This is a genomic window from Liquorilactobacillus hordei DSM 19519, from assembly GCF_019443985.1.
In the GTDB taxonomy this organism is placed as follows: Bacteria; Bacillota; Bacilli; order Lactobacillales; family Lactobacillaceae; genus Liquorilactobacillus; species Liquorilactobacillus hordei.
Map to the genome: position 1 here is coordinate 1,834,076 of NZ_CP049303.1, position 15,966 is coordinate 1,850,041.

6 protein-coding genes, 18 tRNA genes, 3 rRNA genes, 1 riboswitch and 1 other annotated feature are annotated in these 15,966 nt (G+C 41.2%); of the genes, 1 reads left to right on the forward strand and 26 read right to left on the reverse strand.

What is annotated here, in order from left to right:
• Nucleotides 1–24 precede the first annotated feature (24 nt).
• Nucleotides 25–1,425, reverse strand: coding sequence for a dipeptidase PepV (pepV, locus tag G6O70_RS10150; RefSeq protein ID WP_057869411.1), 1,401 nt, complete (start codon nucleotides 1,423–1,425; stop codon nucleotides 25–27).
• Nucleotides 1,426–1,562: 137 nt separating this feature from the next.
• On the opposite strand from pepV, the gene G6O70_RS10155 reads away from it, so the two are divergent.
• Nucleotides 1,563–2,417, forward strand: a complete 855-nt coding sequence (locus G6O70_RS10155; protein ID WP_057869412.1) for an NAD(P)H-hydrate dehydratase — start codon at nucleotides 1,563–1,565, stop codon at nucleotides 2,415–2,417.
• 121 nt (nucleotides 2,418–2,538) lie between these two features.
• Here G6O70_RS10155 and G6O70_RS10160 read toward each other — a convergent pair whose 3' ends face one another.
• The 25 genes from G6O70_RS10160 to G6O70_RS10280 form a co-directional block, all read right to left on the reverse strand.
• A complete protein-coding gene (locus G6O70_RS10160) occupies nucleotides 2,539–3,261 on the reverse strand; it encodes a pseudouridine synthase (protein ID WP_057869413.1) in 723 nt (240 codons plus the stop codon).
• Nucleotides 3,258–4,934 (reverse strand): putative polysaccharide biosynthesis protein, encoded by a 1,677-nt coding sequence (locus G6O70_RS10165; protein ID WP_057869414.1) that lies wholly within the window; start codon nucleotides 4,932–4,934, stop codon nucleotides 3,258–3,260. The genes G6O70_RS10160 and G6O70_RS10165 overlap by 4 nt, the downstream gene beginning before the upstream one ends.
• Before the next feature lie 156 nt (nucleotides 4,935–5,090).
• Nucleotides 5,091–7,505 carry a leucine--tRNA ligase gene (gene leuS / locus G6O70_RS10170; RefSeq protein ID WP_057869415.1) on the reverse strand — a complete coding sequence of 805 codons (2,415 nt, stop codon included), beginning with the start codon at nucleotides 7,503–7,505 and terminating at the stop codon, nucleotides 5,091–5,093.
• 64 nt (nucleotides 7,506–7,569) lie between these two features.
• Nucleotides 7,570–7,788 (reverse strand) — a binding site (T-box leader).
• Nucleotides 7,789–7,838: 50 nt separating this feature from the next.
• The gene (metK, locus tag G6O70_RS10175; protein ID WP_057869416.1) at nucleotides 7,839–9,029 is read right to left on the reverse strand and encodes a methionine adenosyltransferase; all 1,191 of its coding nucleotides are present in this window, start codon (nucleotides 9,027–9,029) and stop codon (nucleotides 7,839–7,841) included.
• Nucleotides 9,027–9,110: riboswitch (SMK box riboswitch) on the reverse strand. (Overlaps the previous gene by 3 nt.)
• Nucleotides 9,111–9,213: 103 nt before the next feature.
• Nucleotides 9,214–9,287: transfer RNA gene (locus G6O70_RS10180), tRNA-Asp, on the reverse strand.
• A 2-nt stretch (nucleotides 9,288–9,289) separates the two neighbouring features.
• Nucleotides 9,290–9,363, reverse strand: a tRNA-Met gene (locus tag G6O70_RS10185).
• Between the two features lie 9 nt (nucleotides 9,364–9,372).
• Nucleotides 9,373–9,444, reverse strand: a tRNA-Glu gene (locus G6O70_RS10190).
• A gap of 7 nt (nucleotides 9,445–9,451) precedes the next feature.
• Nucleotides 9,452–9,539, reverse strand: a tRNA-Ser gene (locus G6O70_RS10195).
• A 14-nt stretch (nucleotides 9,540–9,553) separates the two neighbouring features.
• A tRNA-Gly gene (locus G6O70_RS10200) sits at nucleotides 9,554–9,624 on the reverse strand.
• Between the two features lie 10 nt (nucleotides 9,625–9,634).
• Nucleotides 9,635–9,707 (reverse strand) — tRNA-Phe (locus G6O70_RS10205).
• Between the two features lie 32 nt (nucleotides 9,708–9,739).
• Nucleotides 9,740–9,813 (reverse strand) — tRNA-Asp (locus G6O70_RS10210).
• Between the two features lie 2 nt (nucleotides 9,814–9,815).
• A tRNA-Met gene (locus G6O70_RS10215) sits at nucleotides 9,816–9,889 on the reverse strand.
• Nucleotides 9,890–9,899: 10 nt separating this feature from the next.
• Nucleotides 9,900–9,989 (reverse strand) — tRNA-Ser (locus G6O70_RS10220).
• Between the two features lie 42 nt (nucleotides 9,990–10,031).
• Nucleotides 10,032–10,105, reverse strand: a tRNA-Ile gene (locus tag G6O70_RS10225).
• 20 nt (nucleotides 10,106–10,125) lie between these two features.
• Nucleotides 10,126–10,199, reverse strand: a tRNA-Met gene (locus G6O70_RS10230).
• 27 nt (nucleotides 10,200–10,226) lie between these two features.
• Nucleotides 10,227–10,300 (reverse strand) — tRNA-Pro (locus tag G6O70_RS10235).
• A gap of 5 nt (nucleotides 10,301–10,305) precedes the next feature.
• Nucleotides 10,306–10,379 (reverse strand) — tRNA-Arg (locus G6O70_RS10240).
• Nucleotides 10,380–10,396: 17 nt separating this feature from the next.
• Nucleotides 10,397–10,482 (reverse strand) — tRNA-Leu (locus tag G6O70_RS10245).
• Between the two features lie 13 nt (nucleotides 10,483–10,495).
• Nucleotides 10,496–10,567 (reverse strand) — tRNA-Gly (locus tag G6O70_RS10250).
• A gap of 7 nt (nucleotides 10,568–10,574) precedes the next feature.
• Nucleotides 10,575–10,650 (reverse strand) — tRNA-Thr (locus G6O70_RS10255).
• An 80-nt stretch (nucleotides 10,651–10,730) separates the two neighbouring features.
• Nucleotides 10,731–10,803: transfer RNA gene (locus tag G6O70_RS10260), tRNA-Lys, on the reverse strand.
• A 4-nt stretch (nucleotides 10,804–10,807) separates the two neighbouring features.
• Nucleotides 10,808–10,880: transfer RNA gene (locus G6O70_RS10265), tRNA-Val, on the reverse strand.
• Nucleotides 10,881–10,886: 6 nt separating this feature from the next.
• Nucleotides 10,887–11,003 (reverse strand): 5S ribosomal RNA (gene rrf, locus G6O70_RS10270).
• An 83-nt stretch (nucleotides 11,004–11,086) separates the two neighbouring features.
• Nucleotides 11,087–14,005 (reverse strand): 23S ribosomal RNA (locus G6O70_RS10275).
• Between the two features lie 200 nt (nucleotides 14,006–14,205).
• Nucleotides 14,206–15,765 (reverse strand): 16S ribosomal RNA (locus G6O70_RS10280).
• Together the 16S, 23S and 5S rRNA genes with 18 tRNA genes alongside form the textbook arrangement of a ribosomal RNA operon.
• Nucleotides 15,766–15,966 lie beyond the last annotated feature (201 nt).

Genomic DNA, 15,966 nt, shown 5'->3' on the forward strand with positions numbered 1-15,966 from the left:
TAAGTGTTAACTCCAACCAATCTTTTATTTTATTAATTCATAGATTGCCTCAGCATATATTGCAGCTGCTTTCAGAATATCTTCAACTACCATATATTCATTTGCTTGATGCATCGTATCTGGGGTTCCTGGGAACATAGCTCCAAAAGCGACTCCTCGTTCCATCAAACGGCCATAAGTTCCACCTCCAACAACCATTCCATATCCCTTATTGCCTGTTTGACGTTCGTAGACACTCAACAAGGTTTTAACTAATGGATCTTCTGGCGAAACATAGTGTGGTTCTTGCATTTTACCTGTTGCATTAATTTGTGCACCCAGCTTATCAGCCACCTTGATTAATGCCTCTTCAATCTGACTTGCACCGATACCTTTTGGAAAACGGAAATTTAAGGTTACTCGACCACCTTGAGCAGCTGCAAAGTTAAAAATTCCTGCATTCATAGTTAGATCACCCATAATTTCATCAGTAAAGTGTAAGTCGAAATTATCCATCCGCGAATCTTCATGCAGATAATCAGCTGCAAAATCAATAAACTGTTTAGCACCTGCCCCTAATTCGATTTGTTTTAAAAACAATGCAAGATATGTTCCTGCATTTTCACCATTTTTTGGCTCTTGAGCATGGGCTGCTTTTCCTATAACGGATATTGCGATTCTTTCATCTTCTTCTACAGCCTCAACCTCAATTGGTTTATCATCTGCAAATTTATTAAGCAGCTCCTTAACTTTCTTTAGCTCAATTCCACTGATATGAGCAGTTGCATCACGTGGAACCATATTTTCACGTAAGCCTGCAGAGAAGTCCAGTAGTTTTGCATTTGCGCCGTTTCCACCTTGAAAATCAACATTAAAACTGACATTTCCTTTTTCACCATTGATCAAAGGGAAGAATGCATCTGGTGAAAATCCAAAATCAGGTAGTGGCATTTTCTCAAAATAATGTGTCATACATCTCCAGCCACTTTCTTCATCTGTTCCGATAATCATACGAACTTTTTTTCTAATTGGTAAGTTAAGCTCCTTGATAAGTTTTAAGCCATAGTATGCAGCCATCCCTGGACCCTTATCATCCGAAGAACCTCTTGCAAATAATTTACCGCCCTTAATGACTGGGCTAAAAGGATCAGTATCCCACCCTTTTCCAGCTGGCATTACATCAACATGAGCTAAAATCCCCATTGTTTCAGCACCAGTTCCATATTCAAGATGGCCTACAATTCCATCCAAATTAAGTACTTCAAATCCATCACGATTCCCAATTTCTAAAAACTTATCCAATGCTTCCCTTGGTCCAGGACCAAACGGTGCATTTTTTGATCCTCTTTTTTCATCTCGCACACTCTCGATTTTTAACATTTCAGTTAAGTCAGTTAATAATGCTTCTTTTCTTTTATCAATTTCTTTTTGCCAATCTACTTGCATTGCTTCTCCTCCTTGTAATCTATACTATAGACTAATTTTATCATAGGATATCCAGATATCATTATTAAATAATACAAACAAAAAAATGATTTGCTGTATAATGATATTAATATTTCTTTTCAGAGGAGAATTCGATTATGCATGTGCTTAATAAAAATATCTTAAGTCAAATCATTACTGCTAGACCAGCTGAAAGCCATAAAGGCAGTTATGGACGAGTATTGACCGTCGGCGGTAACACTCAATTTGGCGGTGCAATAATCATGGCAACTTCAGCAATTATTCATAGTGGTGCAGGATTATCAACTTGTGCTACTTCATTAGACAACTTAACCGCACTTCACACTATTGTTCCCGAGGCAATGTTTATTCCTTTTGATTCTGAATACAAGTTAATTGATGCAATCAGCAGTGCAGATATTATTCTTGTTGGACCAGGCCTTGGAGTTGATGAAAACGCCATAAGAATTTTACAAACTATTTTGCAACACGCCATTCCACAACAACAACTAATTATCGATGGCTCTGCAATTACAATAATTGCAGACCATCATGAATTTTTTCCTCTTCTCAAAAAGTTACATCCAATTTTCACACCTCATCAAATGGAATGGCAGCGACTAAGTGGCCTTAAAATTTCTGAACAAGATGATATAAAAAACACACTATATCAGCAACAACTCCAGGCCACAGTTGTTTTGAAAAAAAATCATACCACCATTTATCATCGAGATGGCTCAATTTCTCAGTTAGCAATTGGGGGGCCATACATGGCAACTGGAGGTATGGGTGATACACTTGCTGGCATTATTGCAGGGTTTCTTGCCCAGTTTAAACTAAAAAATTATGAGTATGTAGTCGATGCAGCAGTTTATGCTCATAGTGCAATTGCGGATGAAATTAGTAAAGAGAAATACGTCGTTTTGCCTACTGATATCATTGCAGACATTCAAGTGTTTATGAAACGTTGGGTTGCACCTCATAATAAATAACAATTCAAAAAAGAAACAGCAAGTATACATTAACTTCTGTTTCTTTTTCTCTCAATATTAGTTCAAATATACACTCATTGTAGAATATCTCTGTAGATCAGATTTAGAGCAATCACCAAAACTAACGAATTGCTTCTTTTAAACATCGCAACTCATCCAAGGTCAATTCACGATACTTTCCAGCTTTAATCTTATCATCAAGCTTCAAGTTTCCCATTTGAATTCTTTTTAGTTCCAAAACCTTCATTGAAACTGCCCCAAACATTCGCTTAATCTGATGATATTTTCCTTCAGTAATAGTTATTTCTATCTCTGCTTCGTTTTTTTCACTGTCAACAGTCAGTATTTTTAACAATGCCGGCTTTGTCGTTTCACCATTTTTCAATGTAATCCCAGTTGCAAAGATTTGAATCGTATCAGCTGTGATCTCCCCTGCCACCAGTGCTCGATAGATTTTTGAAACATGTTTTTTGGGTGCCAAGAGCTTGTGTGCAAACTCACCGTCATTCGTCAAAATTAATAATCCTGTTGTATCTTTATCTAGTCTTCCTACCGGAAATAAACCTTTTTGATTTATTTTTGCAACCAAATCTATAACTGTTTTTTGAGAATTATCCCTAGTAGCTGAAACTACATCTTTGGGCTTATTCATCATATAATACCTGTACTCTTGGTATGCTATCGACATCTTATTTACTTGTACATTGTCCAAATTTACATCGATTTGAAATTTTGTTTGTTTAATAATTTTCTGATTTACAGAAATCAGCCCATCTTTAATTAGTTTTTTTGCCTGTGATCGTGTTATTCCATTTGAATCAGCAACAAATTTATCAAGTCTCATTTTATTCTCAACTTCGATCTTAGTACTGCAGCTCGACTCCCCACTATTTTATCAGCAACTCTTGTTTTTAAAGTTAAATATACATAGGTTAATCCACCAGCAAATACCGCACACATTAATATTATAAATGCTGTTATCCGGTACTGGAGATTCAAGAATAGATCACTTAACTGAATTACACCAAGTGCTACAACGAACACAATTAGTGAAAATAGTAGTAATTGATTAAATCTTCCGATAATTTTACGCATATCAACTTGTAAACTGTAATAAAAATATCTGAGCATCAAGCAACTTGAGATTGTCATTCCCACACCAGTCGCCATCAGTGGTCCAAATGGACGAAAAAGCAAGATCAGTGGAACTTGCAATACAACCTTAATTAGCAATCCAATTAAGAAAAATTTAATTGCCTTCATATTCTGATAAACGCCTTGTAGTAAAGAAGCTAAAACCATAAATAATCCTATTGGTAGGGCTATATAGGCAGAGAAGCTCAATACATATACCCCTGTAAAATTATACTGATAGAAGACAACATACAATGGTTTAGCTACTGCAGCCATTCCTAAAGAACAAGGTAACATCACAAAGAAGAACAATTCAACAGCATCAGCTAATTGAACTGCAGTCTGCTCGTTATTGTGCTTTGAATATGCCTGCGCAAGCAGCGGAATTGCCGTAGCAGCCATTGCTGAAGCTAAGGAAATAATAATCATTATCAACTTATTTGAGTTACCAGCAAAAATTGTATACAGATCATTGATTGCAGTTACCCCATAATTAGTAAAATGCAACATAGTTTGCTTAAAAGTAAATTGATCAATTAAATTGTATACGGTGGTTGAAATACTGATAACAACAAAAGGAATTGCTTCCATCAACAGAGTCTTTATCACTTGTGCATCTGAAATATCCAGCTTATTTGCACTCTGCTCTGCTAATATAGCAAATTCATCTTTTTTCTTAAAATAAAACCATGCCAGAAATAACAGCCCTGCAATTGCACCTATAAAAGCGGCAAATGTCGATTGAACCACCCCAGAAACATAACTTCCGTGGATAATCTTCATAATTATAAATGTAGTTCCCAGCATATATATAATTCTTGCAATTTGTTCAACCAACTGTGACATCGCAGATGGAAACATGTCCTGATACCCCTGAAAGAAACCTCTAGTTAAACTCATTGTTGGGATAATCGTTAAGGCAATTGCAAGCGAACGATATACAGGAATAACGTTCTTATCGTTCTGTGATAAAAATGGTGCAACAAACCACATTATAATTGCTGAGATAATACCTAATCCTAGCATTATTAACAATAATTTTTTGTATAGTCTTTGGCCTAATGCATATTCATTTTGACCATTATAATTGGATATTTGCTTAGAAACAGCAGATGGAATTCCAGCAATGGAAATCATTAAAAAGACACTATATACAGTATATCCCTGTGTATATAAGTTATTAGCTGCTAAGTTATCTTTACCAAACCACGCATACCATGGAATAATATAAAGTGCACCTAATATTCTGGAGAAAATACTTCCCATTGTCATCCAAGCTGAACCGCGTAGCATTTTTGCTTTTGCAGTTTCATTTTTCTTCTTTAGAATTTTCTCACTCTCAGCCTTAAAATAATCTGATTCGTTAAGTGACCTATTTGCCATTTACTTGCCTACCTTTTCCTAAATCACTCTGTTATTTTATACTGATTTCATTACAGTTGCAACGTTAGTTATAATAATTTAATCAATGATAACTAATTCACTTAACATAACAAAAAAAGCTGTGACATAATTACGCCCTGCCACAACTTTTTTCTATTATTTCACAACAATATTTACTAATTTTCCTGGAACTACAATAACTCTCACAATATCTTTTTCAGTAATTTCTTTTTTTATTTTCTCGTCTTCTAATGCTATTTTCTTCAAATCATCTTTTGAAACTTGTTTTGATACATTTAAATGCTGCCGAACCTTACCATTTACCTGTAAAACAACTTCAACAGTATCTTCAACTAATTTGCTTTCATCAAAAGTTGGCCATTTTTCATATGTGATCGAGCCTACATGTCCAAGTTTTGTCCATAATTCTTCTGCGATATGTGGCACAATTGGTGAAATCATTTTTACAAAACCTTCAATATAGTCTAGTGGTAATGCATCAACTTTATATGCTTCATTAACGAAAACCATTAACTGTGAAATTGCAGTATTAAAATGAAGTGCAGCATAGTCTTCAGTAACTTTTTTTACTGTTTGATTATAGATAAAATCAAGTTTATTGTCATTTAAAGTCGTAATACGATCTCTTAAATGATTATTTTCATCAACGATTAAACGCCAAATTCTATTAATAAACTTATTTGCACCATTCAATCCTTCGGTACTCCATGCAATTGATGCATCTAGTGGTCCCATAAACATCTCGTAAAGTCTGAGAGTATCTGCACCATATTCGACAACGATATCATCAGGATTTACAACGTTACCCTTTGATTTTGACATTTTCTCATGATTGTCGCCCAAAATCATCCCTTGGTTAACTAATTTTTGGAATGGTTCTTTGGTTGGAACTACACCAATATCATACAAGAATTTATGCCAGAACCGTGCATAAAGTAAATGTAAAACGGCATGTTCAGCTCCACCCACATATAAATCGACTGGCATCCATTTTTCTAATTTAGCAGGATCGGCAACTCTTCCTTGATTATGTGGATCCACATAACGCAAGAAATACCATGAACTCCCTGCCCATTGTGGCATTGTATTTGTTTCACGATGACCTTTTCTTCCATTTTTATCAACTACATTTACCCAGTCATCTAGATTAGCCAAAGGACTTTCACCTGTCCCAGATGGTTTAATATCAGTTGCCTTAGGTAAACGTAAAGGAAGCTCGTCTTCAGGTACCAGCGTTGTTTCACCATCTTCCCAGTGAATAACAGGAATTGGCTCTCCCCAATAACGTTGTCTTGAGAATAACCAATCACGCAGACGATAGTTTACTTTCTTATCTCCAACTTTTTTTTCACGCATCCAGTCAGTAATCTTATCAATGGCTTGCTTTTTATCTAACCCATTCAGAAAATCTGAGTTTATATGAACTCCATCGCCCGTATATGCTTCTTTTGAAATATCTCCACCTTCAATTACTGGGATAATCGGTAATCCAAATTTAGAAGCAAATTCATAATCTCGATCATCATGTGCTGGAACAACCATAACTGCTCCAGTTCCATATGAAGCTAAAACATAATCCGCAATCCAGACCTGAACTTTTTTGCCGTTTACCGGATTAATTACATAGGCACCAGTAAAGACACCAGTCTTCCCTTTGGCTAAATCAGTTCTCTCTAAATCAGATTTATGTGCAACCTCTTCGATATACGCGTCAACAGCGTCTTTATATTCTGGTGTCGTTATCTCTTTAACTAGTTCTAGCTCTGGCGCAAGAACCATTGCAGAAGCACCAAAAATAGTATCTGGTCTAGTTGAGAAAACTTCAATTTGCTGATTATCAAATCCTGCAACTTTAAATTTGATGCTCGCACCAATTGAGCGACCAATCCAATTGCGTTGTTGTTCTTTAATATTCTCTGGCCAATCAAGATCATCTAAGTCTTCAATTAAACGGTCTGCATATGCTGTAATTTTTAAAACCCATTGTCTCATAGGTTTGCGAATTACTGGAAATCCGCCACGTTCTGTTTTGCCATCAATCACTTCTTCGTTAGCAACTACAGTTCCTAGATCAGGACTCCAATTAACTGCAACCTCATCTTCATAGGCTAGACCTTTTTCATAAAGTTTTTCAAAAATCCATTGTGTCCATTTATAGTATGAAGGATCTGTAGTATTAATTTCTCGTTCCCAATCATAAGACAATCCTAATGATTTAATTTGTCTTCTAAAATTGTTAATATTCTCTTTTGTAAATTCCTTTGGTGAATGGCCTGTATTTAACGCATATTGTTCTGCTGGTAATCCAAATGCATCCCAACCCATTGGATGGAGAACATTAAACCCTTGCATCCTTTTCATTCTGGCAATAATATCTGTTGCTGTATATCCCTCAGGGTGTCCAACATGCAGTCCTTGACCAGAAGGATAAGGGAACATATCCAAAGCATAATAATTAGCCTTAGACTCATCCTCTGTTGTTTTAAAGGTTTTATGTTCTTCCCAATAATGTTGCCATTTTTTTTCAATTTCTTTATGATTATATGCCAATTTGAAAACCATCCTTTTTTATTTTTTAAAACAAAAAGTCCTACACAAACTCAAACAGAGTTCTGTATAGGACGAATGCAATCGCGGTACCACCTAATTTCCGGCAATTGAGAATGCCGACACTTAATCTCATAACGGGAAGTACCGTTCTTGCCTACTAAAAAATCATTCATTCAACAAGAAATTCAAAGGTGAGTTCACTATCTCCCTAGTATGCGTTAACACCAACCACGCACTCTCTTGAACAAGAAAAATAACTACTAATCCTTCTCAACACAATAATATTTAGTCAATTCTATCAAACAAAATATTAAAAATCAAGACAGATTCACATTAGATATTTAGTTTAGCTTTTAGTGCTTCTACCTTATCTGTTTTTTCCCAAGGTAGGTCAATATCAGTACGACCAAAGTGACCATATGCAGCTGTTTGTTCATAAATTGGTCGCTTTAAATCCAACATTTCAATAATACCCGCAGGACGCAAATCAAAAACATCTCTAATCGCCTTAACAAGCAAACTATCTTCTACCTTTGAAGTTCCATAAGTATTTACAGAAACTGAAACTGGTTGAGCGACACCAATAGCATAAGCTAACTGAACTTCAACCTGTGAAGCTATCTTAGCAGCTACAATGTTCTTAGCAATATAACGTGCCGCATAACTAGCGGATCGATCAACCTTAGTAGCGTCTTTACCAGAAAAAGCACCACCACCATGATGAGCATAACCACCATATGTGTCTACGATAATCTTACGCCCAGTCAAACCTGCATCACCTTGTGGTCCACCAATCACAAAACGTCCAGTAGGATTAACAAAATATTTTGTTTCATCATCAAGTAATTCACTTGGAATAACAGTTTTTATTACTTTTTCAATTACATCTGTTCTAATAGTTTCTAGACTTACATTGTCAGTATGCTGAGTTGAAACGACAACGGTATCAACTCTGACAGGCACATTTTCTTCATCGTATTCCACTGTGACTTGTGCTTTTGCATCAGGGCCCAAATAATCCAAAATTCTATCTTTACGAATTTCTGCAATTTTTCGCATTAGGCGATGACTTAGTGAAATAGGAAGTGGCATTAGTTCTGGTGTTTCATCAATGGCATAACCAAACATCATGCCTTGATCACCTGCTCCAATTTGATCTAATGGGTCAACATCACCATTCCTTGTTTCCAATGATGCATCGACTCCTTGTGCGATATCAGGTGACTGTTCATCAATAGCAGTCATAACTGCACAATTATCACCATCAAAGCCATACTTACCACCAGTGTATCCAATTTTCTTGATAGTTTCACGAACAACTTTTTGAATATCAATATAAGCTGTTGTTGATACCTCTCCTACAACTACTACCAAGCCTGTTGTAACTGTCGTTTCGCAGGCAACACGCGAATTTGGATCCTTTTCAAGCAAAGCATCTAAAATAGCATCACTTATTTGATCGGCTATCTTATCAGGATGGCCTTCTGAAACTGATTCTGAAGTAAACAAATGTCTTTCTGACACAATAATTCCCCCATTACAATATTTTTGGTTACAAGGCAGCTTCACATTACTGAATCCTTTCGGGAATATGCTGTAACATTTATCATTCTATCACAATTATTATTTTAATGGCTATTTTCTTTCAACCATCATCAAAAAAAGCCTTCTCTTTAGAGAAGACTTCTACATTAATAAATATTATTCACGGTCCTAGACGGATTCGAACCGACGATCTCCTGCGTGACAGGCAGGCGTGATAAACCCCTACACCATAGGACCAATTGCGGGAGCAGGATTTGAACCTACGACCTTCGGGTTATGAGCCCGACGAGCTACCAGACTGCTCCATCCCGCGATATTAAAATGACCCGTACGGGATTTGAACCCATGATACCGCCGTGAAAGGGCGGTGTCTTAACCACTTGACCAACGGGTCAAAAAAACGGAGAAGGAGGGATTTGAACCCTCGCGCCGCTTTCGCGACCTACACCCTTAGCAGGGGCGCCTCTTCAGCCACTTGAGTACTTCTCCATGAAAATATAATAAGCGGGTGACGAGAATCGAACTCGCGACAACAGCTTGGAAGGCTGTGGTTTTACCACTAAACTACACCCGCATAAATCTTATGGCGCGGGACAGAATCGAACTGCCGACACATGGAGCTTCAATCCATTGCTCTACCAACTGAGCTACCGAGCCATAAACTATTCTATTTAATAATAATTGTATCACGGTCCTAGACGGATTTGAACCGACGATCTCCTGCGTGACAGGCAGGCGTGATAGACCCCTACACTATAGGACCAATTGCGGGAGCAGGATTTGAACCTACGACCTTCGGGTTATGAGCCCGACGAGCTACCAGACTGCTCCATCCCGCGATATTAAAAAAGGAGGATAAGAGATTCGAACTCTTGCGTGGTTTTACCCACCTGACGGTTTTCAAGACCGTTCCCTTCAGCCAGACTTGGGTAATCCTCCATAATAAAAACAAAAATCCAATATACAAACACTTTAGCACAATGGACCTTGTAGGACTCGAACCTACGACCGGACGGTTATGAGCCGTCTGCTCTAACCAACTGAGCTAAAGGTCCAAGTTCTATAAAAATGCATATCGCGGTGAAGGGGATCGAACCCCTGACCTCCCGGGTATGAACCGGACGCTCTAGCCAGCTGAGCTACGCCGCGATTAAGACAAACAAAATATCTATCTTATCGGGAAGACAGGATTCGAACCTGCGACCCCCTGGTCCCAAACCAGGTGCTCTACCAAGCTGAGCTACTTCCCGATTAATGCACCCAGTAGGAGTCGAACCTACAACCTTCTGATTCGTAGTCAGACACTCTATCCAATTGCGCTATGGGTGCATAATAATAAAACTTAATGCCGAGGACCGGAATCGAACCGGTACGGTAATCACTTACCGCAGGATTTTAAGTCCTGTGCGTCTGCCAGTTCCGCCACCCCGGCAAGAACTATGACAAGCGGAAGACGGGATTCGAACCCGCGACCCCCACCTTGGCAAGGTGATGTTCTACCACTGAACTACTTCCGCATAAAAATGGTGCCGACTAGACGATTCGAACGCCCGACCCTCTGATTACAAATCAGATGCTCTACCAACTGAGCTAAGTCGGCAAACTAAACATTTTCATGTTACAACGACCATATTATATTACCATTTTTTGGTCATAATGTCAACAATTAAATTAACATTATGAGTCGTGACAGGCTCGAACTGTCGACCCTCTGATTAAAAGTCAGATGCTCTACCGACTGAGCTAACGACTCAAGATGGAGGATACAGGGCTCGAACCTGTGACCCTCTGCTTGTAAGGCAGACGCTCTCCCAACTGAGCTAATCCTCCATATTTGCACGGCAACGACCTATCCTCGCAGGGGGCGATCCCCCAACTACTATCGGCGCTAAGAAGCTTAACTTCTGTGTTCGACATGGGAACAGGTGTATCCTTCTTGCCATCATCACCGCACTCTTTTACTTGAGAAAACTTTGTTCTCTCAAAACTAGCTAATATTTCTCTTCCTTAATCAACTACCGTCCGCATTTCTTTCTTTGGTTAAGTCCTCGACCGATTAGTTTTGGTCCGCTCCATACATCACTGTACTTCCACTTCCAACCTATCTACCTGATCTTCTCTCAGGGGTCTTACTTCCCGAAGGAATGGGAAATCTTATCTCGAGGTGAGTTTCGCACTTAGATGCTTTCAGCGTTTATCTCATCCACACATAGCTACCCAGCGATGCTCCTGGCGGAACAACTGGTACACCAGCGGTGTGTCCATCCCGGTCCTCTCGTACTAAGGACAGATCCTCTCAAATTTCCTACGCCCGCGACGGATAGGGACCGAACTGTCTCACGACGTTCTGAACCCAGCTCGCGTACCGCTTTAATGGGCGAACAGCCCAACCCTTGGGACCGACTACAGCCCCAGGATGCGATGAGCCGACATCGAGGTGCCAAACCTCCCCGTCGATGTGGACTCTTGGGGGAGATAAGCCTGTTATCCCCAGGGTAGCTTTTATCCGTTGAGCGATGGCCCTTCCATGCGGAACCACCGGATCACTAAGCCCGACTTTCGTCCCTGCTCGACTTGTAGGTCTCGCAGTCAAGCTCCCTTGTGCCTTTACACTCTGCGAATGATTTCCAACCATTCTGAGGGAACCTTTGGGCGCCTCCGTTACCTTTTAGGAGGCGACCGCCCCAGTCAAACTGCCCACCTGACACTGTCTCCCACCACGTTTATTGGTGAGGGTTAGAGTGTTCATACAACGAGGGTAGTATCCCACCAATGCCTCCATCGAGACTAGCGTCCCGATTTCTATGGCTCCTACCTATCCTGTACAAGTTGTACAAACACCCAATATCAAGCTACAGTAAAGCTCCATGGGGTCTTTCCGTCCTGTCGCGGGTAACCCGCATCTTCACGGGTAATATAATTTCACCGAGTCTCTCGTTGAGACAGTGCCCAAATCGTTACGCCTTTCGTGCGGGTCGGAACTTACCCGACAAGGAATTTCGCTACCTTAGGACCGTTATAGTTACGGCCGCCGTTTACTGGGGCTTCAATTCTGAGCTTCGCCGAAGCTAACCCATCCTCTTAACCTTCCAGCACCGGGCAGGCGTCAGCCCCTATACGTCATCTTACGATTTTGCAGAAACCTGTGTTTTTGATAAACAGTCGTTTGGGCCTATTCACTGCGGCTGAACTTGCGTTCAGCACCCCTTCTCCCGAAGTTACGGGGTCATTTTGCCGAGTTCCTTAACGAGAGTTCTCTCGCTCACCTTAGGATTCTCTCCTCGACTACCTGTGTCGGTTTGCGGTACGGGTAGTTATTATCTAACTAGAAGCTTTTCTCGGCAGTGTGACATCAGTATCTTCGCTACTATAATTTCGCTTCCCATCACAACTCGTCCTTATAAGTAAGCATTTGACTCACTTACAAACTCGTTGCTTGGACACACATATCCATCAGTGTGCATACTTAGCCTCCTGCGTCCCTCCATCGTTCAAACAATAATAACTAGTACAGGAATCTCTACCTGTTATCCATCGCCTACGCCTCTCGGCCTCAGCTTAGGTCCCGACTAACCCTGGGAGGACGAGCCTTCCCCAGGAAACCTTAGTCATTCGGTGGACAGGATTCTCACCTGTCTTTCGCTACTCATACCGGCATTCTCACTTCTAAGCGCTCCACCAGTCCTTCCGGTCTAGCTTCTTCGCCCTTAGAACGCTCTCCTACCACGCAACCTTACGGTTGCATCCACAATTTCGGTAATATGTTTAGCCCCGGTACATTTTCGGCGCAGGGTCACTCGACTAGTGAGCTATTACGCACTCTTTAAATGGTGGCTGCTTCTGAGCCAACATCCTAGTTGTCTATGCAACTCCACATCCTTTTCCACTTAACATATATTTAGGGACCTTAATTGGTGGTCTGGGCTGTTTCCCTTTCGACTACGGATCTTATCACTCGCAGTCTGACTCCCGGATATAGATCGATGGCATTCGGAGTTTATCTGAATTCAGTAACCCTAGATGGGCCCCTAGTCCAAACAGTGCTCTACCTCCACGATCCTTTCTTTCCGAGGCTAGCCCTAAAGCTATTTCGGAGAGAACCAGCTATCTCCAAGTTCGTTTGGAATTTCTCCGCTACCCACACCTCATCTCAGCATTTTTCAACATACATGAGTTCGGTCCTCCAGTGCGTTTTACCGCACCTTCAACCTGGACATGGGTAGGTCACTTGGTTTCGGGTCTACGTCTACATACTGATACGCCCTATTCAGACTCGCTTTCGCTACGGCTCCGTCATTTCCGACTTAACCTTGCATGCAAACGTAACTCGCCGGTTCATTCTACAAAAGGCACGCTATCACCCATTAACGGGCTCTAACTACTTGTAGGCACATGGTTTCAGGAACTATTTCACTCCCCTTCCGGGGTGCTTTTCACCTTTCCCTCACGGTACTGGTTCACTATCGGTCACTAGGGAGTATTTAGCCTTGGGAGATGGTCCTCCCGGATTCCGACGGAATTTCACGTGTTCCGCCGTACTCAGGATACTGAATTGAGAGAATGTCATTTCATCTACAGGGCTTTCACCTTTTTTCGCTGATCTTCCCAAATCATTCGATTATAACATTCTTTGGTAACTCAAATATTCAGTCCTACAACCCCAAAAAGCAAGCTTCTTGGTTTGGGCTGTTCCCCGTTCGCTCGCCGCTACTTAGGGAATCGATTTTTCTTTCTCTTCCTGCAGGTACTTAGATGTTTCAGTTCCCTGCGTCTTCCTCTAACTGGTCTATGTATTCAACCAGTAGTAATAGTCGATAAAAACTATTGGGTTTCCCCATTCGGAAATCTCCGGATCATAGCTTACTTACAGCTCCCCGGAGCATATCGGAGTTAGTCCCGTCCTTCATCGGCTCCTAGTGCCAAGGCATTCACCATGCGCCCTTAATAACTTAACCTATCTTTACCTACGGTAAAGCGGTTATGAGTTTAGCGTTCAAGATTTTTCTTGTTTTAAACTCTTTAAAACGCGGTGTTCTCGGTTTGTTAATTATTTTAGAAAAATATTATCTAGTTTTCAAAGAACAAATTGAGAGTAGACCTCTCAAAACTAAACAAAGTTTCAACAATCGTGTGTAGGTTTCCGTTATATCCTTAGAAAGGAGGTGATCCAGCCGCAGGTTCTCCTACGGCTACCTTGTTACGACTTCACCCCAATCATCTGTCCCACCTTAGACGGCTGGCTCCATAAATGGTTACCTCACCGGCTTTGGGTGTTACAAACTCTCATGGTGTGACGGGCGGTGTGTACAAGGCCCGGGAACGTATTCACCGCGGCATGCTGATCCGCGATTACTAGCGATTCCGACTTCATGTAGGCGAGTTGCAGCCTACAATCCGAACTGAGAACGGCTTTAAGAGATTAGCTAAACCTCGCGGTTTCGCGACTCGTTGTACCGTCCATTGTAGCACGTGTGTAGCCCAGGTCATAAGGGGCATGATGATTTGACGTCATCCCCACCTTCCTCCGGTTTGTCACCGGCAGTCTCACTAGAGTGCCCAACTAAATGCTGGCAACTAGTAATAAGGGTTGCGCTCGTTGCGGGACTTAACCCAACATCTCACGACACGAGCTGACGACAACCATGCACCACCTGTCATTCTGTCCCCGAAGGGAACACCTAATCTCTTAGGTTGTCAGAAGATGTCAAGACCTGGTAAGGTTCTTCGCGTTGCTTCGAATTAAACCACATGCTCCACCGCTTGTGCGGGCCCCCGTCAATTCCTTTGAGTTTCAACCTTGCGGTCGTACTCCCCAGGCGGAATGCTTAATGCGTTAGCTGCAGCACCGAAGGGCGGAAACCCTCCAACACTTAGCATTCATCGTTTACGGTGTGGACTACCAGGGTATCTAATCCTGTTTGCTACCCACACTTTCGAACCTCAGCGTCAGTTACAGACCAGAGAGCCGCTTTCGCCACTGGTGTTCTTCCATATATCTACGCATTTCACCGCTACACATGGAGTTCCACTCTCCTCTTCTGCACTCAAGTCTTTCAGTTTCCAATGCATGACTTCGGTTAAGCCGAAGGCTTTCACATCAGACTTAAAAAACCGCCTGCGTTCCCTTTACGCCCAATAAATCCGGACAACGCTTGCCACCTACGTATTACCGCGGCTGCTGGCACGTAGTTAGCCGTGGCTTTCTGGTTAGATACCGTCACTGCATGAGCAGTTACTCTCACACGCGTTCTTCTCTAACAACAGAGTTTTACGATCCGAAAACCTTCTTCACTCACGCGGCGTTGCTCCATCAGACTTTCGTCCATTGTGGAAGATTCCCTACTGCTGCCTCCCGTAGGAGTTTGGGCCGTGTCTCAGTCCCAATGTGGCCGATCAACCTCTCAGTTCGGCTACGTATCATTGCCTTGGTAAGCCTTTACCTTACCAACTAGCTAATACGCCGCGGGTCCATCCAGAAGTGATAGCAAAACCATCTTTCAAACAAAAACCATGCGGTTTTTGTTATTATGCGGTATTAGCACCTGTTTCCAAGTGTTATCCCCCTCTTCTGGGCAGGTTACCCACGTGTTACTCACCCGTTCGCCACTCAAAACTTTCGTGAATGCAAGCATTCGGTGAAAGTTTTGCGTTCGACTTGCATGTATTAGGCACGCCGCCAGCGTTCGTCCTGAGCCAGGATCAAACTCTCATTTTAAAAGTTTGTGACTCTTTAATTACTTGTTTACTAGCGAATTGACTTCGCAAATGTTTGCTCTTGTACTAAACAAGAGACCCTACACATTTGATTTGTCGAAACTTTGTTCAGTTTTCAAAGGTCTACATAATTGCTTAACGTAACTATTTTATGATACTTGATTATCAGATGTTTGTCAACAACTTTTTGTTGTAAAAAGTA

Excerpts from the sequence above, each read along its gene's own strand:
- pepV (WP_057869411.1), bottom strand. The coding sequence starts at position 1,425 with ATGCAAGTAGATTGGCAAAAAGAAATTGATAAAAGAAAAGAAGCATTA.
- G6O70_RS10155 (WP_057869412.1), top strand. The coding sequence starts at position 1,563 with ATGCATGTGCTTAATAAAAATATCTTAAGTCAAATCATTACTGCTAGA.
- G6O70_RS10160 (WP_057869413.1), bottom strand. The coding sequence starts at position 3,261 with ATGAGACTTGATAAATTTGTTGCTGATTCAAATGGAATAACACGATCA.
- G6O70_RS10165 (WP_057869414.1), bottom strand. The coding sequence starts at position 4,934 with ATGGCAAATAGGTCACTTAACGAATCAGATTATTTTAAGGCTGAGAGT.